Here is a 26,234-nt window from a genome sequence, read left to right on the forward strand (position 1 = left end):
TGAGCGGTTAACCGGCGCTGGCAGCAATAACCCGGTTGCGTCCGCTCGCTTTGGCTTCGTAAAGTGCGGTGTCGGCCGCTTTGAATAGTTGCTCCAGGTTTTCATTGGTGTTGAGCGTGGCTACGCCAAAACTGGCGGTGACCTGGATATTTTTATGGAATTCGTGTGCTGCTATTAAACCGCGCAACTTTTCCGCTAGCGCCGTGGCGTTATCTATGTCGGTGTCGCGACAGACAATCACAAATTCTTCGCCACCCCAGCGTGCGAGCAAGTCTTGTGAGCGAATGTGCTGGTGGATAAGGTCGGACAATTTACTCAGGATCAAATCCCCAATGTCGTGACCATAGGTGTCATTAATTTTTTTGAAGTGATCGATATCCATCATCACCAGCGACAGCGGCTTTTTGTTGTTGCGCCAATCGTAGAGCCCTACGCTGAATGCTTCTTCCAGTCCCAACCGGTTGAAAGCGCCGGTGAGCGGGTCTTTCTTGGCTTTCAGCTCCAGCGCTTTACTTCGGGTATCCAGCAGTTCGTTAATTTCCATGAGTTCTGATTCGCGTTTGCGCTGCACAACGACTTCATCTTTTAGCGAGATAATACGATAGCCAAGGAAACCCAAAATAATAAATAACCACACCACCATGATGGTGAGATACCAGTCGGCGGCACTCAGGGCCTGTCCGATAAATTCCACTTTACGCAACCGGAAATGGTGTTCACCCAGGGGGCGCCCGGAGCCGGTTTGTACTTCAAAAATAGTGATGTTGTCGAATTGCGGACGGCTTAAATGCGGTGGAATGTTGTTGTCGAATACCCACCAGTTGGCGACAAAAAAATCGCGTAGGGAAAACTCTGCCACACCGTTCAGCATGTTTACATTGAATTCAACCTGATTGTATTTGGTGGACTGCTTAACTTCTTTCTTGCTGTATTTCGCATCAAAGTTACGCAGATAAACCCGCAGGGTTTGGCTGGGGCCGGAGTAGTCTAACCAGACTCGTAGCTTGTCGTAGTGGGTGAGGTCAATGCCTTTAGTGCGCCCCGGGTCGAAAAGAATTTCAAAACCACAGAATGGGAAGTCATAGCTATCGCGCAGTATGCAGTGCCACTCCATAGTGCCTGGATTGTCCAGATAAATACTGGAGTCGCCACCACTCTCTTTATCGTCATAGACGTTCAGGCTGAGGCCTGAGTGGTTATCTATCTCCAGGCGTTGCTCCAGGATTTGTTCCTGTCCGGTTACGGCAAAGACGGTAATGATCACCAGAAAACCAAGGATGATGTCAAAATACAATCTATGTCGGGGGGAATGCTGCATACAACGGAGCTCCAGCGGTCGCTTGGTTAACGCAGTGGTTAACTCTTATTATTTTGGCTGCTTTTTGGTTATTAATATCTGGCTCCCGCTTGTCCTTCAGGGCCTGCGTCCATGAGGATAGAGATCGCCAAGGTAGCGTCCGGGCTGGCTGCATGGGTGATCATAGAAGCTTACCGCTGGCGCAGCAATAGTGTAGCCAAGGGTTAATGGTAAAGATATGAAACGCTTTACAAGGGGGAGACAAAAACAAGCCGCCTCTTGGGCGGCTCCAGCTTTTTTAGTATTGACCGAATACCTGTTAATCAGGCTTGTTGTGTAATCCGGTTTAGAAATCCAGATCAGAAATATCGTCGTAACCTAATTGGTCTTTAATGCGGCGGCGTTCCAGACGATCTTCGATTTTGCGACGCATTTCCAGAGTGTGCTGGCTGGCTTCTTTTCCGGTGAGCTTTGGTGTGGCTGCCTCGTCATCATCGGCTTCGATGCTAACATCACCCATCAGATCAGCGTCTTGCGACTCTACATCAACTGACATAAGACTACTCCAACATTGACAGAGAGAAAGTTTGGCGTCGGTTCCCGCAAAGGGGGGATTTTGACCCGCGCTATTTACCATAGCCCATTAAAAAACAAAAGAAAAATCTTCCCAGGCCCATAAGATTTTTCTTTTTACCTTTAGCCTTAACTGGAGTACAAAGCGCGCATTTGGTGCTTTGCTTGTATTCAGGTGTTTGGCCTATTGTTGCGTCCTTTGCAGGAGTCTTGCTTGTGGCAAAAAAACAATCAGAACTAATCGGCTGGCGCGAGTGGGTTGCCTTGCCTGATTTGGGGATTCCCCACATTAAAGCCAAGGTGGATACCGGCGCGAAAACCAGCGCATTACATGCTTACTACGTTACGCCTTTTGAAAAGGATGGCAAGCCCTGGGTGCGTTTTGGACTGCATCCGCTGCAAAAAGATAGCTTGACCTGCATTGAGTGCGAGTATCCCGTCAAGGATGTTCGCCCGGTAACTGATTCCGGTGGCCATTGCGAGGAGCGCGTGGTGATCGAAACCCGGCTGTTAATCAACGGTGTGGAAATGCCTATCGAAGTGACCCTGACTGATCGCGAAAACATGCGCTTTCGGATGCTTCTGGGGCGCAGCGCACTGCGCAAGGGGTTTTTAGTGGATAGCAGTAAATCCTTTTTGCTGGGCGGCAATAAAGATCAGCCGCTAATGCCATCCATGTAAGTAGTTCGTCTACATAAAATATTTTCGGTCTCGAACATCTATGAAAATCGCTATTTTGTCGCGCAACCGCCGCCTTTATTCCACTCGTCGTCTCGTGGAGGCCTGTACCGAGCGCGGTCACGAGGTGCGGGTGCTCGACATACTCAAGTGTTATATCGATATTGCATCCGCCAGTCCGTCTATTTGGTACATGGGCGAAAAGCTGGAGGGTTTTGATGCAGTTATCCCGCGGATCGGAGCCTCGGTGACCCACTATGGCCTGGCGGTAATTCGCCAGTTTGAAATGATGGGTGTTTACTGCCTGACGGAATCCATTGCGCTCGGGCGTTCGCGCGACAAGCTGCGTGCGTTGCAGCTATTGTCGCGCAAGGGGATTGGCTTGCCCAAAACCAGTTTTGCCTACAACGTGCATGACGCCAAAGAGCTGATCAAGCTGGTTGGCGGCACTCCGTTGGTGTTAAAGCTGTGTGAAGGCACTCAGGGTCGCGGTATCGTGCTGGCAGAAACCCAGAAGGCTGCAGAAAGTGTCATTGAGGCATTTCGCGAACTGCGCGCTGAGTTTCTGGTGCAGGAGTTCATCAAGGAAGCCAATGGTAGTGACATTCGTTGCTTTGTTATTGGCGATAAAGTTGTCGCCGCGATGGAGCGCACAGCCCAGGAGGGAGAGTTCCGTTCCAATCTGCATCGAGGGGGTACAGCCAAGGTTGCGAAGCTTAGCCCTACCGAGCGTCGCACGGCCATCAAGGCGGCGCAGACAATGGGCTTGCACGTGGCGGGGGTGGATTTGCTGCGTTCGGCGCGCGGCCCGCTAGTGATGGAAGTGAACTCATCACCAGGACTGGAGGGCATCGAAGGCGCAACGCACAAAAATATCGCTGATGCCATAGTTGCATTTGTTGAAGAAAACGCGCGTCCCAATGCAAATAAAACGCGGGGAAAAGGCTGATAGGGCAAACTTCTTCTGATGAGGAGCGAAGGATAATAAATGGGAGCCTTAGGCTCCCATTTTTATGTGGGCGTCGAGCGCTACCACTGTGCCGTCAAAAAAGAAGCGCCCGTTGCGGAAGTGATTTTCCAGTTGCTTGGCCGTCATGGGTTTGGAGTAGAGGAATCCTTGCGCCTGGTTGCAGCCCATCTCGCGCAACCACTCGGCTTGCTGCTCTGTTTCAACGCCTTCGGCGACAACGCGCATTTGCATGTTATGAGCCAGCCCGATAATCGACTTGGCGATCGCCATATCATTGTGATCATCGTGTAAATCGTTAATAAAGCTGCGGTCGATTTTCAGTTTCTGTATGGGGAAACGTTGTAAATAGGCGAGTGACGAATAGCCAGTACCGAAGTCGTCGATCGCCAGGTACATCCCCATCTGGTTCAGCTGGTTAAGCTGATTGATGGTTTCTCCCGCGTGCTCCATGGCACAGCTTTCAGTAATCTCCAGCTCCAGGTGTTTTGCATCCAAACCGGTTTCGCGCAATATGGTCTCTACTTTACCGGGGAAATTTTTCTGGCGAAATTGGCGCGGCGAAAGGTTAACGGCTACTTTGCCCACTTTTTTTCCCGCGTCCAACCAGGCTTTTTGTTGGCGACAGGCTTCGCGCAAGACCCATTCGCCGATGGGAACAATTAGGCCGGTTTCCTCTGCCAAAGGAATAAAGTGTGCCGGAGAGACAAGTCCTCGCTCCGGGTGTTGCCAGCGCACCAGCGCTTCTACACCCATCATCTCGCCAGTTTGCAAATCCACTTGTGGTTGGTAGTAAAGCGTGAGCTGCTGTTGTTCTACGGCGCGCCGCAAATCATTTTCCAGCAGCAAATAATTAACGGCAGTGGCGTTCATGCCTTTGGTGTAGAACTGACAGTTGTTTTTGCCTGCCTCTTTCGCTTTGTACATGGCGATGTCGGCGTTTTTCAGTAGCTCGTCGGTGTCGGTGCCGTCTTCGGGATACATACTGACACCGATACTCACCGTTGTTGAAATGGTGTGGCCGCTAATTTCCAGCGGGCGCGACAGGGTGCTCAGCAGTTTGTTCGCAACAAACACTACGTCTTCAGTATCGTGAATACCTTCCAGTACCACCACAAATTCATCGCCACCAAGACGCGCAACGGTATCCATATCGCGCACCCCTTCATTCAGGCGCATGGCGATAGCTTTCAGCAGAATATCCCCAGCATCGTGGCCCAGGCTGTCGTTGATAATCTTGAATCGATCTATGTCCAGTAGCATCAACGCCACTCTGGATTCACTGCGGCGTGCACGTGCCAAACCGTGATAGATACGATCGTAAAACAACGAGCGGTTGGGTAGGGAAGTTAGCGAATCGTGGAAGGCCATATAATTCAGGCGCGATTGTTGTTCGCGCAGTGCATTTTCTGCCAGCTTGCGCTCGGAGATGTCAGTACCAATGGTGCAAACACCAAACACGTTGTTCTCTTTACTTCGCAGTGGAAACTTAACCATTAAATAGGTGTGTTGGCTGCCGTCTTTGTGCATCAAATCCAGTTCTACTTCGTAGGTTTGCTGCTTGGTTTTGGTGGCCGCATCAATTTCCCACATGGATTGGGCAACGTCTTTCGGGTAGACATCAAACACATTTTTGCCTACGAAGCCTGATTCATCGACATTGGCCATGTGCTTGTAATGTTCGCTCGCCAGAACCACATTGCCATCCAAATCTTTAACGGAGATCAGCGCCGGTGAGTAGCGCAAAATGGCATTGAGGTAAGTCTCGCTCGCCCAGAGCGCCTGTTCAGCAACGCGAAAGCGTTCGGCTTGCTCTTCGTGGTGCCACATATCGATCACCTGACGAACGAGCAATGAACTGAAGGTCCACACAGTGTCCAAATCAGCAACTGCTTTTTGCAGATGCTGCAGATCCTGAGTGGACTCCATATAAAAGACGGCAATGGTTTTATCTTTTTCCTGAATGGGATGCAGGAAGCAGGCATGGGTGCCTTTTTGGATAAACAAGGCGCCGAGTTGGTTGATTGCGTGTTGATCCAGCGCGCAGGGTTGCCCCGAATCGAATACCTGATGAATATATTGGTGCGGAAGATAATTCAGCCGGCTTAGGGATGTGGCAATCCCGCTCACCGTTGGTTGCCGAGTGCCTGCGGATGCAATTGCTTCTACGTATAAATGACTATCGCGCTCGACAATCAATACGGCGCGGCTAATGGTCTCTTTGGCTATCACCAATTTAACCAGTCGTTCTGCAATCTGCTTATGATTTAAATCAGTAAAAAGTTGCTGAAACTTTTTAATTAGTTCTATGGCAGTGTTCTTTGACTGCACTGTCTCATTGCTTTGCATAGTCTCTCAATTTGGGTCATCGTCTCGCCAGAGGTATTGAATACTTACTGTGGCCTCTCATCCGGGGCCGGGTACATCCCAAATTTTTCAATCGCTCCGCACTTTACCTGAAAAAATAATGATAGAGCTTTTTTTTATGAGAAAAAAAGTAGAAATCTGTGTCTGGAATAAAACATGAGCAATCACGCTGTGGTGGCGCACAATATTGTGTTTCGAAAATTCCCAAGCGGCGCGCATTTTTGCAAAATGAATGAAAAATGTGCCAATAATATGTTTTCATAAGACTCCTTTACCAATGTGCTTTTTGGTGTGGCCTTGTTGCTGCTCGCATTTGTAAGGGGGTGCACTAAAATTAACTTAACTATTGCATTCGTCGGAGCTGCTATGCGCCATCAGGTTCCCTTCGTGGGTGAGCGTAAAGTTGTTCGTGCTGAAGATGATCAGGCGCGCGCCAAGCGCACCAGTGGGCGAGTCATCGATGAAGTGGTTGGTAATGGTGTTGTTGATAGCAGCTGGGAAGATGTAGTCCCTGCCGGTTGGGATGACAAATCCCAACCTAAAAAGCCTGAAGCCCCTCGTGCTTCTGTGTCTATGCCCAAACCCCAGGTTCCGTTGCGTTCCGGCGGGAAATCCCTTGCAACTGGTGTTGGCTCCAAGCAGCAGACAGCGACGAAAACTCCTGCGGCTTCTAAAAGTGGCGGCTCCTATTCTGGCGCTATTACCTTTTCAGATTCTGCCAGCCTTGACTGGATTCCTATCAATAGCGGCCGTGGTTTGCGCGTTAACATTCACGGCTCTATTGATCACGACTTGCGCAAGGAGTGGAGTCGATTGTTAAACGATACAGAAGCAGCTGGAATGCGGGAATTTGAATTTAATTTAACGGAGACTCCCGCGCTGAGTTTAACGGGCTTGGGCATGCTGCTTCTGTTTAAAGAGCGCAAGGGCTCAACACGCGATGAAATAAAATTATGTAACTGTAATAAAGAAGTAGCGCAGTTATTGGAGTGGACTGGAATGGATAAATATTTTTTAATTCAAACTACGCAAATATCGGGTGCTTAAACCGGTGTGGTAGATAGAAAATAGATTCGATAAAAAATGACCCGCATAGTGCGGGTCATTTTTTTATCGCCTAGATATTTTTTAAGGCGTTGATCATTGCCTGCATTTGTTCGTTGGTGCCAATGGTGATGCGCAAGAATTGATTGATGCGCGGCTTGTTAAAATAGCGCACGAGAATTTTGTTATCGCGCAAGTGCTGCGCTACCTCAGCCGCATTTTTTCCTACCGGTTCTGCAAATACAAAATTCGCTTGCGATGGCAACACCTTGAAGCCCAATTTTTCCAGCTCGTTAATAGTCCACTCACGCGTAGCGATAATTTTATCGCGGCAGGTTTTAAAATAAACATCATCTTCAAACGCCACTATAGTGGCAGCCTCGGCAATACGATCCAACGGATAGGAATTAAATGAGTTTTTTACTCTATCCAACGCATCAATTAAATCCTTGTGCCCCACGGCTAACCCAACGCGCATGCCGGCCAGCGAGCGGGATTTGGACAGTGTTTGTACCACCAGCAAATTCGGATATTTATCCACCAGGGTGATAGCTGTTTCCGCACCAAAATCCACATAGGCTTCATCCACAACGACGACAGACTCGGTATTTTTTTGCAGCAGTGCTTCAATCGCAGCGAGTGGCTTTCCAATCGCGGTGGGTGCATTAGGGTTGGGGAAAATAATGCCGCCGTTGTCGGTGGGGTAATCGGCGAAATCAATCGTGTAATCTTCGCGTAGCGGAATGGTTTTTTCTTCGATGCCAAATAATTTGCAATACACCGGATAAAAGCTGTAGCTGATATCCGGAAATAGCAATGGTTTACCCTGTTGGAAAAAAGCCATAAATAACAGCGCGAGTACTTCATCGGAGCCGTTGCCGACAAACACTTGCTCAGCCTTAACGCTGTAATAGGCGGCGATGGTATTTTTCAGTTTTTTGGAATTGGGGTCAGGGTAGAGGCGTAGACGTTCGATGGCGTCATGGGTGATCAAATCAATCACTTTGGGTGAGGGCGGGTAAGGGCTCTCGTTAGTGTTTAGTTTGATTAACCCATCAATTTGCGGTTGCTCGCCGGGAACATAGGGCTCCAGCTCGCGCACCACAGGACTCCAGAACTTCGACATGATCGCTCCTCAGCGCGTGCGGTAAAAAGAGCGAGCAGTATACGCGTTGCCACGTGTGCCTCACACCCAGCGCTTTAACAAAATGCTGGCGTTAACCCCGCCAAATCCAAAACCGTTGGAAATGGCGTGTTCGATCACGGCAGGGCGTGCTTGCCCGTGAACTATGTCCACACCGATCGCATCTTCATCCGGATTATCCAGGTTCAGGGTGGGGGGGATGATTTGGTCGCGCAGCGCCAAGGCAGTAAAAATCGTTTCAATCCCGCCGGCGGCGCCCAGCAAATGCCCCGTAGCGGATTTGGTAGAGGTCACTGCGATTTTGTTGTCTGTACCAAATACGCGCTTGATCGCCGCTAATTCGCCTTTATCACCGACCGGTGTGGAGGTCGCATGAGCGTTCAAATGCTGGATCTGTGCGGGGCTGATGCCAGCTTGCTTGATGGCAATCTCCATGGCCCGTTTAGCGCCATCGCCGTCGTCCGGGCCTGACGTAAGGTGATATGCATCGGCGCTGGTGCCGTAGCCGATTATCTCAGCGATTGGTTGTGCGCCGCGTGCCAGAGCGTGTTCGAGTGATTCAATCACCAGGATTCCCGCGCCTTCTCCCATCACAAAGCCATCGCGATCACGATCAAAAGGGCGCGATGCTTTGGTCGGCTCCTCATTGAATCCGGTCGACAATGCACGCGCCGCGGCAAATCCACCCAGGCTAACCGCATGTACTGTGGCTTCGGCACCGCCGCAAATTGCCACATCCGCTTCGCCACTTCGAATCAACCGCGCGGCGTCACCAATGGCCTGCACACCGGCGGCACACGCAGTCACCGGAGCGCCCAGTGGACCTTTGAATCCGTAATTAATAGAAATATGCCCCGCGGCCAGGTTGACCAGGAATGAAGGAATGGTAAATGGCGATAACTTGCGTGCGCCGCGCGCATCCATAGTGCGCACGGCGTCGGCAATCGCCGGAAAACCGCCTACACCAGAGGCGATAATGGTTGCGGTGCGCTCACATTGCGCATTTGTTTGCGGTGCCCAATGCGCCTGTTTGATAGCTTCATCGGCGGCGATCAATGCCAATAAAATAAAGCGATCCATTTTGCGCTGGTCTTTGGGGGAAACAATGGCGTTAGGGTTTAGTCCGCCAGTTGGATCTTCCACGAATGAAGGCACCAGGCCGCCCACCTTGACCGGTAGTTCTCCAACAATTTCATCATCCAGCCGACGTAACCCGGATTTTCCCGCCAACAGTTGCTGCCATACGTGCTCCACGCCACAGCCTAGCGGGGATGCTATGCCCATGCCGGTAATAACAATGCGCGCGGGGGTGTTCATGGGTGTGCTCCGAATTTATACATGATGATCATAATGTATAAAATTATATGATGATCATCATGTATACTGTCAAACACTATTTCGTTATAGCGATATGATGGTTATGTTGAAGCGGGATTCGTGCACGGGGGGTTGATCATGAGAGTTAGTAGAGAGCAAGCGGCGGAAAATCGCGGAAAAATTCTGCAGGTGGCAGCGCAATTATTTCGAGAGAAAGGTTTTGATGGTATCGGTATCGCTGATTTGATGAAAAAAGTCGGGTTAACTCACGGCGGGTTTTACGGCCATTTCTCCTCAAAAGAAGATTTAATGGCGCAGACCTGTACCTACGCGGTGGATGAAATATTAGCGCAGGGGCAGGATTCCCCTGCTTTAGTTAGAGGGAATAAATACAAGGCGTTTATCGGACGCTATTTGTCTGTCGAGCACCGCGACAACCCCGGCAGCGGTTGTTTGATGGCCGCTTTGGGGGTGGATGCTGCACGGCAATCACCGGTCATCAAACACGCATTTACTGAGGGGTTTAATCGCTTGTTAAATGCGTTAATGAGCTTGTTGCCCGCCAATAAAACGGAAGCGGTAAAACGTGAGCAGGCATTGTTAACACTGGCAACGCTGGTGGGGGCGCAAGTGATCGCGCGCGCAGTAGATGATAAAAAGCTATCGGAAGAAATATTGCGGGTGGTCCATAAAAATTTACACTAACCGATCATCGGCCGGGCGCTATAGTTCAATTTGATATTTTTCATTGCGGAGCAGATCGATGAAACGTATACCAGAACTGATAATGCTGGATCTGGATGGAACCCTGTATGTAGGCAAACAGCCCATTCCTGGAGCCATTAGCGCACTTCAATTGCTACGCAAACGCGGTATTCAATTGCGCTTTCTAACCAATACTACCACCAAGTCCCTTGATGAATTAATTGCGCAACTACGCGTGATGGGTTTTACCCTGGACGATGAAGAGTTAATTAGCGCCCCGGTGGGGGCAAAGCTGGAGTTGTTGAGCATTCAGCAAAACCTGCGTCGACCGCTACGTATTTGGCCGGTGGTCGCCGACGGTATCAAGCAGGATTTCTCGGAATTTTTTTGGGATGAACAGCGACCAGACTACATTGTGTTGGGAGATATAGGCGACGCTTGGGATATCACCTTAATTAATAATTTATTTAACGCTATGCACGCAGGCGCGGAATTAATTGCGTTGCATAAAAATCGCTTTTGGCAAACCCACGAAGGGCTTAAAGCCGATATAGGTTTCTTCGTCGCCGGGCTCGAATATGTGTGCAGCAAAAACGCGCGGGTAATGGGTAAACCCAATCGCGCATTTTTCCAGCGCGTGCTGGATTCTGTGGGCGTGGATGCTGCAAACGCACTTATGGTGGGTGATGATCTGGATAGTGATATCGGCGGTGCCCAGCAAATGGGGGTGCGTGGTTGCCTGGTAAAAACTGGAAAGTATCGCGACGCCTATCTTGATCATTCCAGCGTTAAACCCGCCTATGTGATTGCCTCGGTGGCAGATCTTGCGCATATGTGGGATTAGCGGGCCCGCAAACTCTCGCCCATTTTTGAAACAGGCATATGCATTCTGGTGCATTATTCTGTTTCTTTCTGGTGCAATCAAAATAATATACTAAACTGCAATTAACTTTGGATGGGTTATATAAGTAGTGGGAACCCTGAGTCTCTTCCTGAATTTGTACCAGTTTGCTGGTGCGATGAGATTATATTCGCAAAATAATTAAGGTTTCGTTTTAACGTTTCCAATTGATAACTGGTTGAAAACTATCAAATCAAGTTGGCATGAAAGCCGCTCTCCCAGAAAAAATATAAACAGAGCTGGAAAAAGCCAACTGCATAAAGCAGCTAACAGAAGTGGTGGTCGCATTTTTTTTGAGCGATAAAGACTGTTATGCCTTCCTCAAAAAAAATAGTGGTTCGACGATCTGTATCTGACGAAGCATTGATAATTTATTTACTAGTGGACGTTAAGTCAGTTAACCAGCAAAAAGGGGTGAGTCTATGCGCAATATCAATCAATTGGCGTCAATCGTTAAATGTGTCACCTTGGGGGTATCGAGTGGGCTCTTATATATGTCTCTCCCCGTTGTAGCTCAGCAGTCAGGTGCGGAGGAGGCAATAGAAGAAACACTGGTTACTGGCTCGCGAATAAAGCGGCCAGATCTCACGTCTAACAGTCCCATCGCTATAGTCGACGCGGCTGAACTCAAAATGACCAACACAATTAACCCGGAAGAATTTTTGCGTGATGACCCGCGTTTTGTTGCAGCGCTTGGAAGCAACACCAATAACGGAAATGATGGCGGGGCGACCATCAATTTGCGTAACCTCGGTGAGGAACGCACTCTCGTACTGGTGGATGGCAAGCGTTTTACACCATACGATTATCAAGGTTATGTTGATTTGGCGATGATTCCCACCGCATTAATTGAGCGCGTTGAAGTTGTAACTGGCGGTGCATCGGCGGTTTATGGTTCTGACGCCATTGGCGGTGTAGTTAACTTTGTAATGAAGAAGGATTTCAGTGGCGTGGAGTTCGATTATTCCACGTCCTCCAGTTTTGAAAGTGATGCAAAACGCGATGATTTCAGTATTACAGTGGGCGGTAATATTGATGATGGTAAAGGCAATATAGTTGCGAGTTTAACTTACAGCAAACAGGATGCACTCTATCAAGGTGACCGCAGTTATTCGGAGTTCTCACTCGATAATATGCTGGAGCCAGGTGGGAGCGGAACTCATCCTAATGGCACTGTGTATACCTCGGTGGATATTCCCGCGTTTGGTATTGGGTTGGATGACCCGGTACAGTTTGATGATTCCGGCAAGCTAACTGATGATGCCCAATCGTTCAATTTTAACCCCTACAATCTGTTAATAACGCCGCAAGAAAAGTATATCGGTACTGTGATTGGCAATTACAAAATTACCGATGACACTGAATTTTTTGCACGTTTGTCATTTGCCAATAATCGTGTAGATACCATTCAGGCGCCCACCGGTACTTTCTTTTTCCCGTATTCGCTCAATGTCGATAACCCCTATTTATCAGCGCAGGATCAAGCCATTTTTGCGGAACTGGATTCAGTGGAAGAGGGCAGTGCACAAAATGATGGTTTGGTCGATATTGCCTTTGGTCGTCGCCTCACCGAGTTGGGTACGCGCGATTCGCTTTATGAAAATACCACGCTGCAATTTGTAGCTGGCTTGCGCGGTGTGATTTTTGAGGATTATGAGTGGGAAGTATTTGCGCAAAAGGGCCATACCGCACGCGCGCAAAATTTTATTAACGATGTGGACTACGCAAAATCCCAGCAGGCAATGCTCGCAGTGCGCGACCCGGATACTGGCGATATTGTTTGCGCTGATGATAGCGGTGGTTGTGTGCCGGTGAATTATTTCGGGCCGAATACCATCACTCCGGAAATGGCAAAGTTTATTCGTTTTAATCTCAATGAAAATAATCGCACCAATCAGTTAGTCGTTGGTGGAACGCTCACTGGGTCGCTGGGCTTTACCTTGCCAACGGCGAGCAATGCGGCGCAATTTGCAATCGGTGTAGAGCATCGCGAAGAGGATGCGCAAAATATGCCGGATCAAAATTACGCCAACGCTAACTCGGTTGGCTATGGTGGTAGCTCACCGGTAGATGCCAGTTTGAAAGTGCAGGAGTTTTTCGCGGAGGTGCGTGTTCCCGTGGTGGAGGATGCTCCGTTTGCCAAAGCCATTGTTCTTGAGGCCGCGGTACGTCAAGCGGACTACGACAACAAAGTGGTAATTGGCGATACCACGACCAATCAATTTGATAACACCAGTTATAAATTTGGCGGTGAATGGGCATTTAATGATGCGCTACGCTTGCGCGCTTTATTTCAGCACGCCGTGCGTGCGCCCAATTTGGCGGAGATAGGCTTACCAAAAACACCGGCGACCGGTGATTTAAATATCGACTATTGCGCTGAAGACGAAGCGCTGTCCGATCCGGCGTTAGTAACGCTCTGCGAACAAACGGGTGTGCCGGCCGGCAAAGTGGGTGCATTTAATAGTATTCAGGCGGGGCAAACCAATAATTATGTCGGCGGCAACCCTAATCTGACTCCTGAAGAAGCAGACACGCTCACCCTGGGTTTTGTAGTGACACCCGATGCTATGCCACTTACGCTCTCACTGGATTACTACGATATCGATATCGACAACGTGATATTGGCGTTATCCGAGCAAAATATTGTGGACGCCTGTTATTTGCTGGATAAAGAGCCTGATGGATTTTTCTGCTCGCGTATCCATCGCAGCCCTATGAGTGGCACCCTGTTGTCCGGCACCGATACCGGTGTGGACGCGTCGGTTGTGAACGCAGGTCGCAAAAGAACCAAGGGGATCGATTTTGTCGCCAATTACAATTTTGATTTAAATACACTGGGTTCACTGGATGTAGGTTTTAACGCAGTAAAAGTGTTGGAAAACAAACAGCAGGATGCCGCGTTATTCCCTACGGTCGATTGTGTTGGCTTGGTGGGTAAAGCCTGTTTGCGCCCTGACCCGGAATTGCGTTTTACGCAAACCACCCGCTGGAGCCTGGACGCCTGGACGGTGACGTTGCGCTGGCAATACATTGATGAGATAACCCAGGATGCTGTGGCCTTAGGTAAGGCAGATGCCAGTGACTATGCGGTGGTCACTATTCCTGATTACAATTATTTCGATCTGTTTGCCAGTTACGCGTTGAATGACGTAGTGGAACTGCGTGCAGGTATCTACAATCTGATGGATAAAGAGCCTCCGGTGGTGGGTAATGAATACGGTGGTACGGCGGAAAATAGTGGCAATACTTTCCCGGCTACTTATGATCCGATCGGACGGTCCGGTTTTGTGGGGGTTAATTTGAAATTTTAATTAACTGATACCAATCCTGATGCGGAAAACCCTCCAGGCAGATAGAGGAAGTAATTGGCGGGTTTTCTGCTTAAAAGGTAGTCCATAAAGATAAATTACAAGGATTGATTAAATAGCAACCGGCCAGGCGCTGGTTGCTCCCCCAATGGATTAACGTGCAATCAAAAAAACAATCAAGAATTCATTTTATGCTAAAGACCAGTGATGATTTTCTCGGCCACCCCAAGGGCCTCTATGTCTGCTTCGCGACCGAAATGTGGGAGCGATTTTCGTTCTACGGCATGAAATTTATCTTGCTGCTATATCTCACCAAATATCATTTATTTTCCGATAACCATGGCTTGGATATTCTTGGTGCTTATGCGGGGTTGGTGTATGCATTGCCCGTAATTGGCGGTTTGATTGCAGACCGCTACCTGGGCACACGCCGAGCTGTTTTATTTGGCGGAATTCTCTTGGTGATTGGGCATTTCCTGATGGCGGTAGAGGGGCAGCAGGCAGTGCATTATCCCGCCGGTAGCGTGCTTACCGAATCATTAACCCTCGCCACTGGTGAGGTTCTGGCCGCGGGCACCGTGCTCGCTGATGCAGTCACTAAACAAGATACCGCCGCGCTAAATGTGTTCTATTCCGCAATTGCTTTTATCGTCATCGGTGTGGGTTTTTTAAAACCGAATATTTCGGTAATTGTTGGCAAGCTTTATCCCGAAAATGATCCGCGGCGCGATTCGGGTTTTACACTGTTTTATATGGGAATTAATGTGGGTGCGTTGGTCGCCACCCTAGTGTGTGGGTGGCTGGGAGAAACCTACGGTTGGAAATACGGTTTCGGCCTGGCGGGCGCGGGAATGATTCTGGGCCTGATTACGTTTTTGTTCGGCCAGCGTTATTTACAGGGTTACGCAGAATCGCCGAATCCTGAATGGTTGACAACAAAACTCGTTGGCATCAAGCACGAGTGGTGGATTTACATCGCCAGCATTGGGGCGCTGCCGTTAGTTTGGTGGTTGGTGCAAAGTGAGCCAGTCGTTCATATCACGCAAAATATCTTCTTGCTACTCGGCATAGTCGGCATTCTCGCTTACGCGATGATTCACTCCAACCCTTGGCAATCCAAAAAATCATTGCTGGTATTAGCAGCCGTGGTGATTTTTATTGGTATTGGCAGCGTGCTCACCCAGAACCACGTCTTCCAGGTTTCTGACGCCGCCACTGAATATTGGCTCTACGCAGCATTACTTGGTTTGTTGGTCTTTATTGCTTATGGTTTTGTGAAGCACCGCAGTGTGGAGTTCTCGCGCACGCTGGTATTAATGGTGCTAATTGTTTCTACTATTGTGTTTTGGTCTCTGTTCGAACAATCGGCTGCTTCCATGACCTTGTTTGCTGATCGAGTGCTGGATCGTGAAGTGTTGGGTAGCACTATTGGCGCTAGTCAATTTGCTGCGCTTAACCCAGCCTTTATTATGCTGCTCGCTGTTCCCTTTGCGTTGCTATGGCCCTGGCTGGATTCGCGCGGACTCAACCCATCCACTCCGGTTAAATTTGCAATAGGTACTATCCTGGCCGGTTTGGGTTTTGGTGCTCTGGTATTGGGCGCGCAATTTCCTAATGATCTTGGCAAGGTAGCTACGCTCTGGTTTGTGCTTGCTTACTTTTGTCACAGCACAGGTGAGTTGTGTTTGTCGCCTATTGGATTATCGGCGGTTACCAAATTATCCATTCCGCGTGTCGTAGGCGTAAGTATGGGTACCTGGTTTGTGGCGACGGCCCTGTCAGAAACCCTTGCAACGCGTTTGTCAAAATTGGCTTCCATTGATACTTCTGCAAAAACCGATATATCGGCAATGCTCATCACCTACACCGGATTGTTTGAATATCTCACCCTGGTGGGGGTGGGATTCGGCGTGTTTTTATTAATTATTTCACCTCTGCTTAAGCGCGGTATGGCAGGGCTTCGTTAATCATTGGCTGAAATGGAATCGTTATAGTGATGAAAAATATACAGCAACATTTTACTCGGCGGGCCAGCGCACTGTTAGCAGCTTGTTTTTTTCTGGCATCGTGCCAGCCTTCTGCTCCAACAAAAAAAGACGCTATGGTTGATAAAAAGTCAGCGGATGAATTTATTGCTGATATTAATCTTCGTTATTTGGGGATTGCGCGTGAAGTCAACGCCGCACAATGGGCGTATGTGACATATCTCAACGAGGATACTGCACTGCTTTCAGCCAAAGCGAACGAGCGATTAATGGAGTTTGAAAAAGGCGTATTAGCCGATGCGCGTAGATATAAAGATAAACCCATGTCTCCCGCAACGGCAAAGGCATATACCAATTTGACCCTTGGTAAAACCTTGTTGCCACCAGATTCAGCAGCCGAGCGCGCGGAACTCGCGCAACTGGGTACCAATATGGAAGGTGTTTATGGTGCCGGGAAATATTGCAAACCTGCAAAAAGCAATGCGAGCGAAAAGGATTGTCGCGATTTGGATCAGTTGTCGGAAGTCTTGGTAAAAAGCCGCAATTACGACGAATTATTGGATGCATGGACCGGTTGGCGCAGCGTTGCGCCCGGCTACAAAAAAGATTATGTGCGTTACGTAGAGATCGCAAATGCCGGTGCGCGTGCATACGGCTTTAGTGATTTGGGTGCTTCATGGAAATCGGGTTATGACATGCCGTCTCCCAATTTTGATGCTGAGGTCGAGCGCCTTTGGACGCAAGTAGAGCCCTTGTATAAGTCCCTTCACTGCAAGGTGCGCACAGATCTGGCGAAATATTATGGAGCCGACAAGGTGCCGCTGGATCAAGCGATTCCTGCGCATTTGCTCGGCAATATGTGGAGTCAGCAATGGGGTAGCATTTATGATTTGGTCACTCCTTATCCCGGTGTGGGCGATCTGGATGTGACGGCGGCATTGGTAAAAAGTAAAAAAGATGCGGTGGCAATAACCAAAACGGCAGAAAACTTTTTTACCTCTTTAGGTTTACAGTCATTGCCGCAAAGTTTCTGGGAAAAATCCATGCTCACTAAGCCGCGTGATCGCGAGGTGGTATGTCACGCGAGTGCATGGACAATGGATGCTAAAGACGATGTGCGTATTAAGGAGTGTATAGAGCCAACTGAAATAGAATTTGAAACTATCCACCATGAATTAGGGCACGTTTACTATTTTCTGGAATACAAACATCAGCCTTACCTCTTTCAAAACGGTGCTAACGATGGTTTCCACGAGGCCATTGGCGATACCATTGTTCTCTCGATGACACCGGGCTATTTAAAAACGATTGGTCTTATCGACAAAGTGGAAAATAATCAGAAAGCTGTTATCAACCAGCAAATGAAACTGGCGCTGGATAAGGTTGCGTTTTTACCCTTCGGAAAAATTATCGATCAATGGCGTTGGCAGGTGTTCTCCGGAAAAATTAAACCGGAAGATTACAATAAAACCTGGTGGCAATTGGTAAATCAATATCAAGGTGTTCGCTCTGCTGTACCGCGTAGCGAAAATGATTTCGATGCGGGTGCCAAATACCATGTCGCAGCCAACGTCCCTTACACCCGCTACTTCATCGCACATATATTGCAATTTCAATTTCATAAGGCTCTGTGTGACGCCGCTGGATTTAAAGGTCCTTTGCATGAATGTTCCATTTACAACAACAAAGAAGCCGGCAAGAAATTGCAAGCGCTCCTTGCTGCTGGCTCCAGTAAACCCTGGCAAGATGTCCTCGAAGACGCCATAGGCACCCGCGAGATGGATGCCTCAGCCATTTTGGATTATTTCGCTCCATTAAAAACCTGGCTTGATGAACAAAACAAAGGGCAGTCTTGCGGGTGGTAGCTTTCCCTGAATTGTAAACTTTCCCTGTGCGGCGATTCGGTAAGCAGATGTGAAGTGAAATCAAATGCATTCAGATATTCAAACGTACAATGGAAAGCAAGAAAATCACCGGACGCTGTGTGATTTTCTTGCATTGCAAATTGATAAACACTTGCCTGGTGCTGAGAGTAAAATATGGCATTCCCATCCAGTTTGGTTTTTGGATGGCAACCCCATTGTTGGATACAGCAAACAAAAGCCGGGGATACGCTTGATGTTTTGGAGTGGGGTAGATTTTGAAGAGCCTGCACTGAATGTAATAGGTAAAAAGTTTAAAGACGCATCGATTTTTTATAATGATATATCCGAGGTAACACTGTCTGATTTAACGCGATGGCTAAACAACGCAAAAGACATACAGTGGGATTATAAAAATATAGTTCGACGCAAAGGCCTGTTGGAAAAGTTATAGCTGCCACGTCTGCAACATATCTAATGGAAAACAGGGTATACTGGTTGTCCAACCAGCAACTGTTTTGCCGCCCATGCTTACCAATGCTTTCCTGTTAACCCGCCAATGGCGCGATACCCGTGAGGGTGTTGTGTTGGATTTATGGTGGGCGACAGAAACAGGAAGTTGTTGGACCCAGATCGCGGGGCAGGAAGTGGTGTTGTTTGTATTGCGTGAGCAGGCGGAGCAGGTTAGACAGCTGCTGAAACCCTTTCGGTTGTGGCGCATGACCGAGGTAGAGTTACGTACTTTTCATAACCAATCTGTTAATGCACTTTATTTCAAACAACACCGCGTGGCGCGCGATGCGCAAGATATTTTTCAGCAGCAGGATATTAGTTTTTGGGAGGGCGATATACGTCCACCAGAACGCTATTTGATGGAAAGGTTTATCACTGCTGCAGCGCAGATAGATACTACAGCTAATAAATTTCCAGTTATTAATCCCAAACTTGCACCTGTGCCAGATGCACACTGGCGCCCTGCGTTAAAAATGCTGTCGCTGGATATTGAAACCTCCATGGATGCGAAGCAGCTTTATTCAATTGGTGTTTGGTGTGATGTTGGGCAAAAAGTATTTATGGTGGGTGAGGGTACCGATACTGAGCGGGTGATTTTCTGTGCAGATGCCAAACAATGCCTGCTGGCTTTTTTTGAATTTCTGCACAGGGCTGACCCGGATATTTTAATCGGGTGGAGTGTTGTCCAATTCGATTTACTAACCCTGGAAAATATTTGCAAAAGTTTGCATATGGAGTTGCAGCTGGGGCGCGCCGGGCAAGCGATTCATTGGCGTCATGACGATGCAGATGCCGGTCGCAGCTACGTGGTCATTCCGGGGCGGGTGGCGCTGGATGGAATCGAGTTGTTAAAAGCTGCAAATTATCGCTACGACAGTTATTCACTGCAAAATGTTTCCGAGGAACTGTTGGGTGAAGGAAAGTTATTAACTGGCGATGACCGCGGCGGCGACATTACCCATCTGTTCAAACATGACAAGCTCGCATTGGCGGAATACAACCTGCGTGATTGTGAGCTGGTGTGGAAAATTTTCCAGCAACAGCAATTACTGGATTTTGCCATGGAGCGCAGCCAGTTAACGGGTTTATTGCTGGATCGTATTGGTGGCTCAGTTGCTGCGTTTGAATATTTATATTTACCCCGTTTGCACAGGCGTGGTTATGTAGCTCCCAATTTGGGCGAATTGGAATCTGATATTTATAGTCCCGGCGGCTATGTTATGAATTCGCAGCCTGGCATTTACGATAATGTGTTGGTTCTGGATTTTAAAAGCCTGTATCCAAGCATCATTCGCACGTTTTTAATTGACCCATGCGCGTTCTGGATTGCACAACATCAACAGCTGGATGACACACAAACGGTGCCCGGATTTAACGGGGCGTATTTTGCACGTGAAGGACATATTTTACCGCAAGTGATTGAGCAGTTGTCGGCCGCACGCGACCGCGCCAAGCAACATAAAGATGCGCCTTTATCCCACGCCATAAAAATTATTATGAATTCCTTTTACGGTGTATTGGGTTCAATGGGATGCCGGTTCTTTGATCCACGCGTATGCAGTTCAATTACTTTGCGTGGCCATGAGATTATTCAACGCAGTCGCGACTGGATTGAGCAACAGGGTTATGCAGTTATCTATGGTGATACCGATTCACTGTTTGTGTGGCTGGAAAATAATTGTGTTGGTAAGGCTCCGAAAAATACCAGCCAATGCGATGCTATTGGCAAGCGCCTCGCCAAAGAGTTAAACCTCTGGTGGCAACAAACCTTGCAGACCGAATTTGCAATCAAAAGTGCATTGGAAATTCAGTATGAGACCCATTATTTACGCTTCCTCATGCCGACAATTCGTGGCTCAGATCTGGGTACGAAAAAACGTTATGCGGGTTTGATAGAGGTAGATGGTGAACGGGAGATGGTGTTTAAAGGATTGGAAAATGTCCGCACTGATTGGACCCAACTGGCCAAGGAATTTCAGAGTGAGCTTTACCGCAAGATTTTTGCTGGTGAAGACTATCTGGATTTTGTGCGCACAACCAACGATGAAGTGTTGGCCGGCAAACGCGATATGGAATTAATTTATCGCAAACGTTTGCGGCGACATTTACACGAGTACCAAAAGAACGTTCCACCCCACGTGCAGGCGGCGCGCAAGTATGTGCAATTAACCGGGGAATCGCTGCGACGCGGTGATTGGATTAGCTACCTACTTACTATTAATGGGCCTGAGCCGGTAGGCCAATATGAAGTGGATATGGCGTTGCGCCAAAGCCCGATTGATTACCAGCATTATATCGATAAACAATTAACCCCCGTTGCCGATAGTATTTTGCATTTTTTAAATGAATCCTTAATACAATTGGTAGATCAGCAGTTATCCCTATTTGGTAATTAAGTTTCTGATTGAAACGACTTGTAACAAAGCGTATCTATTTTCCCTTTGGCGGGCGTTATAAGTTGATAATGGATTTGAGTTTACTAATGGGAGTTTGAGCGATGAAATGGTTGAACATTGTTTTTGTTTTATTCATCAGCGCTTGCAGCGAGCGCGGTTATTACGAATCTATTCAAACCAGTAACCGCAATCATTGCCAGCAATTGGCCGGTTCTCAGCGCGACGAATGTTTTCGGCAGCTCGGCCCGGACTATCAAACTTATGAGCGGCAGCGACAAGAATTATTGATGGACGACAAACAGGAAAAATCGAAAGCGGAAAAAGACGGTGAAGCTCAAGAGTAATTGATCAGCAGTATACTATCGATCTTCAGTATATTGTTGATCGCCAGTATATTATGGATACTGGCGATCGCTTTTAATGTCGCAAAAAATTAATTGCAAATACTACCGGTGATTTTTACCAGTTCAGTCGGGCTATTTACCGGCTTGCTACCCTGAAAGCCAAACTCAACGGATTGTCCCGGTTGGATAACCCGATTCCAATCCAGATTGCTGGCGCTATAGCTGCCGGAAAAATTGGCGTTCCAACCCTTACCTGTACCGCCGGTATCACCCTGGCAGCGCGAATGAGCAAGTCCCATATTGTGACCCAGTTCGTGCGCTAAAACCAACGGGCCGCAATGGGGACCGACGACTGTCCAGGTCCAGTTGCCATCCAGCGTCATGTAGCCTATACCGCATTTGCCGGTTATATGCAGCTGCGTTACGAAATCCGCACCGTATTGATCGCGCAATTGAATAGCGCGTTGCTGCACACGTAAATTTCCTAACAACTGGTCCATGGTGTCTCCGCCAATCGAATTCTCTACGACTCCCACAATACGCAATTGGATATCTACGCGGCTTGCGCTATAGGCATTGTTGATTTGTGTTGACCAACTTTGCATGGCGGTAGCGACATTATTATTAAAATAATTTTTACTGTACTGATCGTAAAGTACCAATAAATCAACGGTGGCTGCACGTGCACCTGTTGAAAAGATAAATAACACCAGGGCCAAGCCTGCGCTCAGATTATAAATGTTTGAAACTATTTTCTTCATGATAATTTGACCTACTCAATAAGTTCATTGTTATTAGTTGCCGTGTGTACTGGACGTATGTAGCTACCTTGCTGTTATATTTTCCGGAAATAAATTATTGGCGGTTCATTCCATCGGTTGGCGGAATCACTATGTCGGTTGGGTGATCGGGATTCGGTTTAAACAATGTTGAGCTGGAAGCAATCCAGCCTTGTGAGTCATTGACTTGAATAACATAGTGGCCGTTGGGGGTATCGAATCTGCCCAGGCTAATACCATTACCTTGGGTGAGGCTGACGAGCATCGGCCCATCAATATTTTTTAGCTGCCTGCTTTTTCTGACGCAATATCCGCTATTTCCGGGGATGTAGAATTTATGTCCTGGCGTTTTTGTGTTGCCAGGAAAAAAATAATCCTGCTATTAAAGCCAGCATTATCAGAAATCCTGTTTGGTAGATTTTCATGGATAAATCTCGCGCTGTGATTTAAAGAGTGATCTGAAAAAATTATTGTTATGAGTGAATGCAAATCGCGGTAGATAAATTATTCGCAGGCATCATTCGCAAATACCTCTCACTCTAGGTTTGCGGAACAGAAATGACAGTTCGGCTTTGAGTTCAAGCGAGTTAGAACTGGGGTATTGTGAGAGAGTCGTGGTTCGGGCTATAGTCCTCGCCCCTTAGTCATTTACAGGTAAAACCATGGCCGATATCGATGAAATTCTGGATTTGCTGCGCGAACATAATGAATCTGTGCCAGTACCTTTGGAATTGCCCGATGAAGATCGTCTGGTAGAAATAGAAGAAGAGATTCTGTTGCCTATCCCACGCGATATGCGCACCTTTTTATTGGAAGCCAGTGACGTGGTTTATGGAGGAATAGAACCAGTAACTGCTGCTGATCCTAACTCCCACACCTATTTGCCAGAAGTAACGGCAGTCGCTTGGTCCCAGGGGGTGCCGCGCTACCTGATGCCCTTGTGTGAAGTGAACGGTAACTACTACTGCGTAGAACCCGAGGGCGAGGTGGTGTTTTGGCGCGATGGCGACCTGACTGATGAATCCTGGCCTTCCGTATGGCACTGGATTCGCGATGTGTGGCTGGAATCCTAGTATTTAGCTAGTGTCGGGAAATTGAACAAGCGAATTGATGTTTTTTATCAGATAATTTTTCTATTTCATTGATTTTCAATAAAAACTAATAACTGGAATAAAGTGTGCTTGACGGATAAAACCACTAACTTCTCTTATAAGGATAAGATTATGACTTTTCGTAAAATTCTTGCAGCACTGGGTTTAACTCTCGCGTTATCTCCACTTGCCAATGCGGTTCCAATTCTTGGCGGCAACATTTTTGTTACTGAAACCGGTAATGTTACCGCGACTTACTTGGGACACACTGCTGGCTATACCAATGAGTTGTACCTCTACCTGCCATCTAATGGTTTGGGCATTATTTTCAATAACCACACGACACCAGTGGGTACCACTTTTGATCTGGGTTCATTCACTGCAGGCACTGAACTGGTATTCGCCATTCATGTGTTGAACACTGACGAGACATTCTATTCTGGTGATGCCTCTCGCAATGCTGATGGTATTGCCCACGCTGTGGTAGATACTGAGTATTCAGCGGATGCAGCTTATGTTGGTTTTGAGGATTTATTTGGTGGCGGCGATCGCGACTATGATGACGTGAAGTTCAGCTTTACCAATATTGGAACCACCGAAGTTCCAGAGCCAGCTCCTTTGGCATTGTTTGCATTGGGATTGTTGGGGCTTGGTTTGGCCCGTCGTAAACACAGCTAGTCCAACGACAGTTTTACTGTAGTTGTAAAAAAAGCCCGACACAGTCGGGCTTTTTTCTTTGCCCCCACCAATCGAAGGGGATTCAGCTACAGGTGCATGGTTGCTTTAGGCGAGATTGATCACGAAAATAGATTCTTGTGCCACATAACAGCGACGTCCTGGGCTACACTCAACCTCCCGGCGACACTCTAGTGTTTGCTTTCACCTGTACAGAGAATTTACCGTGCACTTACGTTCTGTGTTTGCTTTGAGCTTGCTACTGGCAATTGCCAGCGGGTCGGCCTTGGCTGCGCAAGAGGTACGCGGTGAGTTGCAGGGCCATGCGCAGGAATCCAGCCTCGCTGACTTTGAAGATCAGGTGCGTCGTGTCGCTGAACAAACTGCCGCCGCTGAAAAGGCGCGTGCGGAGCAGGAGCGTAAAGAGTATGAAGCAGCTGCAAAAAAGCAGGAGTTCAAATTTTTTAAGTATCGTAAAGACGGCGCGGTAGCCTATTCCGATCGCCAGCCGCATAAAACCGACTTTGAGGTTATTGTCTACAACTCCTGTTACGCTTGTAACCCACTGTCACGTATTGATTGGCGCGGTACACGTTTACACCTCACCGAGTTTACCTATTCCATTAGTCGCACTGCCCGTAAATACGGGGTGGATCCAGCGTTGGTAAGAGCCGTTATCCATGCTGAATCCAACTTCAACCCACTTGCTCGCTCGCGGAAAGGGGCGATGGGGCTAATGCAATTAATGCCAGGCACAGCGCGCGATATGGGCGTTGGCGATGCTAGCAACGCGGCGCAAAATATTGAGGGTGGGGTGAAATATCTGGCTTGGCTACTCAAACGCTTTAATGGCGATATCACCAAGGCAACTGCAGCTTATAATGCGGGTCCGGGGGCGGTGGATAAATATCGTGGTGTCCCGCCTTATGAAGAAACTAAAACTTATGTATTCCGTGTAAATATTCTGCATCAACGCTACAAGACCCAATTGGCTTCGCTCGCGCAAAACTAGTTTTCTCTCTTTCTCTCTTTCTCTCTTTCTCTCTTTCTCTCTTTCTCTCTTTCGCCCTTTTTGGGTGTTAGCCGTCTTTTCAAAGTAGTGATTCGTCACTTAGTTTCCATAACAAAACGATCTAAATTCAGCGTCGTATTTCGCTCAAAAAACAGACGCTTTTGCCGCTATAGGGATAACAACCATTAATCCAGTGAAGGTGTCAGCATGATTGTTTCCAATGCGCAGATTTATATGGGGGCCCGGCAAGCGTACCGGGAAGAGCGTAAAGTCAGTGAAAGTCTGGAGTTTTGGGCAAATGGTCGGCAGCCAGATACCAGGGTTGTGGAGGAAGAGCCTGCAAAGCCATCTGTTGATGTGGATATCTCCCAGGCTGGCTCTCTGCTGGCCCGTTATCGCCAGCAACAGACAGTAAATTTTGAAACACAGATGGATGCGCGCTCGCGCTTAAATCTGATGATTATTGAGGCTATGTATAAATCAATCACGGGGAAAGACTTGAGTATCGTTGATCCCTCTGAGTTAGCAACTGCGCATGAAAATCCCATGCTTTCAATTGATACTCCGGTGCCAGCGCGAACGGCGCCGGTCAATAGCGGGCCGGGCTTGGTCTATCAGCGACGTGAACGCTATCAGGAAACTGAAACACTGAGCTTTGCGGCAGCGGGGGTAGTTAAAACCGCCGATGGTCGCGAGCTAAATTTTTCCGCTGCACTTTCGATGAGTCGCGATTTTGTGCAGGAATCCAATCTGGAAATTCGTCAGGGATCTGCGCAAAAAATTGACCCGCTGGTAATAAATTTTGATGGTTTGGGAGCACAACTTTCACAAACACGCTTTGAATTCGATTTGGATAACAATGGCACGGCTGAACAAATCGCCAGTTTGCGCCCGGGCAGTGGTTATTTGGCGTTGGACAGAAATAGCGATGCCATTATTAATAATGGCAGTGAACTATTTGGCCCCAGCAGTGGGCGCGGTTTTGCTGAACTCGCCGTGTATGATGAGGACGGCAATAATTTTATCGATGAGGCCGATAGTGTTTACCATCAATTGCGCATCTGGATAACCAATGAAGATGGCAGTAGTCAATTGGCTGCATTAGGGGATAAAAATATCGGGGCAATTTTTCTTGGGCATGTGACATCGCCCTTCCAGTTAAAAGATGCGAATAACAAATTGCTAGGCGAAGTGGCTAATTCGGGCATTTACCTAACTGAAGATGGCAAAGCGGGAGTCATTCAGGAAATTAACCTCAGCGTATAAAGCTAAT

The 26,234-nt window shown here is 48.0% G+C and carries 22 protein-coding genes; 15 read left to right on the forward strand and 7 right to left on the reverse strand.

The annotated features are described in order from the left end of the window. Window positions 1-7: 7 nt before the first annotated feature. Both D0C16_RS21735 and D0C16_RS21740 read right to left on the reverse strand, forming a co-directional pair. The gene (locus D0C16_RS21735) at window positions 8-1,318 is read right to left on the reverse strand and encodes a GGDEF domain-containing protein (RefSeq protein WP_151034277.1); all 1,311 of its coding nucleotides are present in this window, start codon (window positions 1,316-1,318) and stop codon (window positions 8-10) included. Between the two features lie 325 nt (window positions 1,319-1,643). Beyond that, complete coding sequence (locus D0C16_RS21740; RefSeq protein ID WP_151034278.1) at window positions 1,644-1,853, reverse strand: PA3496 family putative envelope integrity protein; 210 nt, start codon at window positions 1,851-1,853, stop codon at window positions 1,644-1,646. 233 nt (window positions 1,854-2,086) lie between these two features. Here D0C16_RS21740 and D0C16_RS21745 point away from each other — a divergent pair, with 233 nt between their 5' ends. Both D0C16_RS21745 and rimK read left to right on the forward strand, forming a co-directional pair. Beyond that, window positions 2,087-2,551, forward strand: coding sequence for an ATP-dependent zinc protease (locus tag D0C16_RS21745; protein ID WP_151034279.1), 465 nt, complete (start codon window positions 2,087-2,089; stop codon window positions 2,549-2,551). A 40-nt stretch (window positions 2,552-2,591) separates the two neighbouring features. Next, window positions 2,592-3,497 carry a 30S ribosomal protein S6--L-glutamate ligase gene (gene rimK / locus D0C16_RS21750; RefSeq protein WP_151034280.1) on the forward strand — a complete coding sequence of 302 codons (906 nt, stop codon included), beginning with the start codon at window positions 2,592-2,594 and terminating at the stop codon, window positions 3,495-3,497. Between the two features lie 48 nt (window positions 3,498-3,545). On the opposite strand, the gene D0C16_RS21755 is transcribed toward rimK, so the two are convergent. Beyond that, window positions 3,546-5,864, reverse strand: coding sequence for a bifunctional diguanylate cyclase/phosphodiesterase (locus tag D0C16_RS21755; protein ID WP_151034281.1), 2,319 nt, complete (start codon window positions 5,862-5,864; stop codon window positions 3,546-3,548). Between the two features lie 384 nt (window positions 5,865-6,248). On the opposite strand from D0C16_RS21755, the gene D0C16_RS21760 reads away from it, so the two are divergent. Then, entirely contained in the window at window positions 6,249-6,929 is a 681-nt protein-coding gene (locus D0C16_RS21760; RefSeq protein WP_151034282.1) for an STAS domain-containing protein, read from the forward strand. A gap of 70 nt (window positions 6,930-6,999) precedes the next feature. Here the strand turns inward: D0C16_RS21760 and hisC are convergent, their stop codons facing one another. Together hisC and fabF are read right to left on the reverse strand one after the other, a co-directional pair. Beyond that, window positions 7,000-8,052 (reverse strand): histidinol-phosphate transaminase, encoded by a 1,053-nt coding sequence (gene hisC, locus D0C16_RS21765; RefSeq protein WP_151034283.1) that lies wholly within the window; start codon window positions 8,050-8,052, stop codon window positions 7,000-7,002. A 60-nt stretch (window positions 8,053-8,112) separates the two neighbouring features. After that, complete coding sequence (fabF, locus tag D0C16_RS21770) at window positions 8,113-9,387, reverse strand: beta-ketoacyl-ACP synthase II (protein ID WP_151034284.1); 1,275 nt, start codon at window positions 9,385-9,387, stop codon at window positions 8,113-8,115. Between the two features lie 138 nt (window positions 9,388-9,525). Between fabF and D0C16_RS21775 the strand changes: the two genes are divergently transcribed. The 8 genes from D0C16_RS21775 to D0C16_RS21810 all read left to right on the forward strand — a co-directional run bounded on the left by D0C16_RS21775 (window position 9,526) and on the right by D0C16_RS21810 (window position 21,404). Further along, window positions 9,526-10,092: a TetR/AcrR family transcriptional regulator gene (locus D0C16_RS21775; protein ID WP_151034285.1), complete on the forward strand. Its 567-nt coding sequence runs from the start codon at window positions 9,526-9,528 to the stop codon at window positions 10,090-10,092. Between the two features lie 58 nt (window positions 10,093-10,150). After that, window positions 10,151-10,936, forward strand: coding sequence for a TIGR01458 family HAD-type hydrolase (locus D0C16_RS21780; RefSeq protein ID WP_151034286.1), 786 nt, complete (start codon window positions 10,151-10,153; stop codon window positions 10,934-10,936). A gap of 479 nt (window positions 10,937-11,415) precedes the next feature. After that, a complete protein-coding gene (locus D0C16_RS21785; protein ID WP_151034287.1) occupies window positions 11,416-14,307 on the forward strand; it encodes a TonB-dependent receptor domain-containing protein in 2,892 nt (963 codons plus the stop codon). 188 nt (window positions 14,308-14,495) lie between these two features. Beyond that, the gene (locus tag D0C16_RS21790; protein WP_151034288.1) at window positions 14,496-16,271 is read left to right on the forward strand and encodes a peptide MFS transporter; all 1,776 of its coding nucleotides are present in this window, start codon (window positions 14,496-14,498) and stop codon (window positions 16,269-16,271) included. A gap of 134 nt (window positions 16,272-16,405) precedes the next feature. Then, window positions 16,406-18,154: a M2 family metallopeptidase gene (locus D0C16_RS21795; RefSeq protein ID WP_191968590.1), complete on the forward strand. Its 1,749-nt coding sequence runs from the start codon at window positions 16,406-16,408 to the stop codon at window positions 18,152-18,154. A 64-nt stretch (window positions 18,155-18,218) separates the two neighbouring features. Beyond that, entirely contained in the window at window positions 18,219-18,605 is a 387-nt protein-coding gene (locus tag D0C16_RS21800; protein ID WP_151034290.1) for a DUF1801 domain-containing protein, read from the forward strand. A gap of 73 nt (window positions 18,606-18,678) precedes the next feature. Continuing rightward, the gene (locus tag D0C16_RS21805) at window positions 18,679-21,060 is read left to right on the forward strand and encodes a DNA polymerase II (RefSeq protein ID WP_151034291.1); all 2,382 of its coding nucleotides are present in this window, start codon (window positions 18,679-18,681) and stop codon (window positions 21,058-21,060) included. A gap of 101 nt (window positions 21,061-21,161) precedes the next feature. Then, a complete protein-coding gene (locus tag D0C16_RS21810) occupies window positions 21,162-21,404 on the forward strand; it encodes a hypothetical protein (RefSeq protein ID WP_151034292.1) in 243 nt (80 codons plus the stop codon). An 89-nt stretch (window positions 21,405-21,493) separates the two neighbouring features. On the opposite strand, the gene D0C16_RS21815 is transcribed toward D0C16_RS21810, so the two are convergent. Both D0C16_RS21815 and D0C16_RS21820 read right to left on the reverse strand, forming a co-directional pair. Beyond that, entirely contained in the window at window positions 21,494-22,165 is a 672-nt protein-coding gene (locus tag D0C16_RS21815; RefSeq protein ID WP_225318807.1) for a cellulose binding domain-containing protein, read from the reverse strand. 94 nt (window positions 22,166-22,259) lie between these two features. Next, window positions 22,260-22,448, reverse strand: coding sequence for a hypothetical protein (locus tag D0C16_RS21820; RefSeq protein WP_151034293.1), 189 nt, complete (start codon window positions 22,446-22,448; stop codon window positions 22,260-22,262). A 406-nt stretch (window positions 22,449-22,854) separates the two neighbouring features. On the opposite strand from D0C16_RS21820, the gene D0C16_RS21825 reads away from it, so the two are divergent. From D0C16_RS21825 to D0C16_RS21840, 4 genes are all read left to right on the forward strand, one after another. Then, window positions 22,855-23,256, forward strand: a complete 402-nt coding sequence (locus D0C16_RS21825; protein ID WP_151035061.1) for an SMI1/KNR4 family protein — start codon at window positions 22,855-22,857, stop codon at window positions 23,254-23,256. 150 nt (window positions 23,257-23,406) lie between these two features. Next, window positions 23,407-23,952 (forward strand): DUF4114 domain-containing protein, encoded by a 546-nt coding sequence (locus tag D0C16_RS21830; RefSeq protein WP_151034294.1) that lies wholly within the window; start codon window positions 23,407-23,409, stop codon window positions 23,950-23,952. Between the two features lie 223 nt (window positions 23,953-24,175). Continuing rightward, window positions 24,176-24,961, forward strand: a complete 786-nt coding sequence (locus D0C16_RS21835) for a lytic transglycosylase domain-containing protein (RefSeq protein WP_225318809.1) — start codon at window positions 24,176-24,178, stop codon at window positions 24,959-24,961. A 207-nt stretch (window positions 24,962-25,168) separates the two neighbouring features. After that, window positions 25,169-26,227, forward strand: coding sequence for a hypothetical protein (locus D0C16_RS21840; protein WP_151034295.1), 1,059 nt, complete (start codon window positions 25,169-25,171; stop codon window positions 26,225-26,227). Window positions 26,228-26,234: the final 7 nt, after the last annotated feature.

The sequence above is a fragment of the Cellvibrio sp. KY-GH-1 genome (assembly GCF_008806975.1).
GTDB lineage: Bacteria > Pseudomonadota > Gammaproteobacteria > Pseudomonadales > Cellvibrionaceae > Cellvibrio.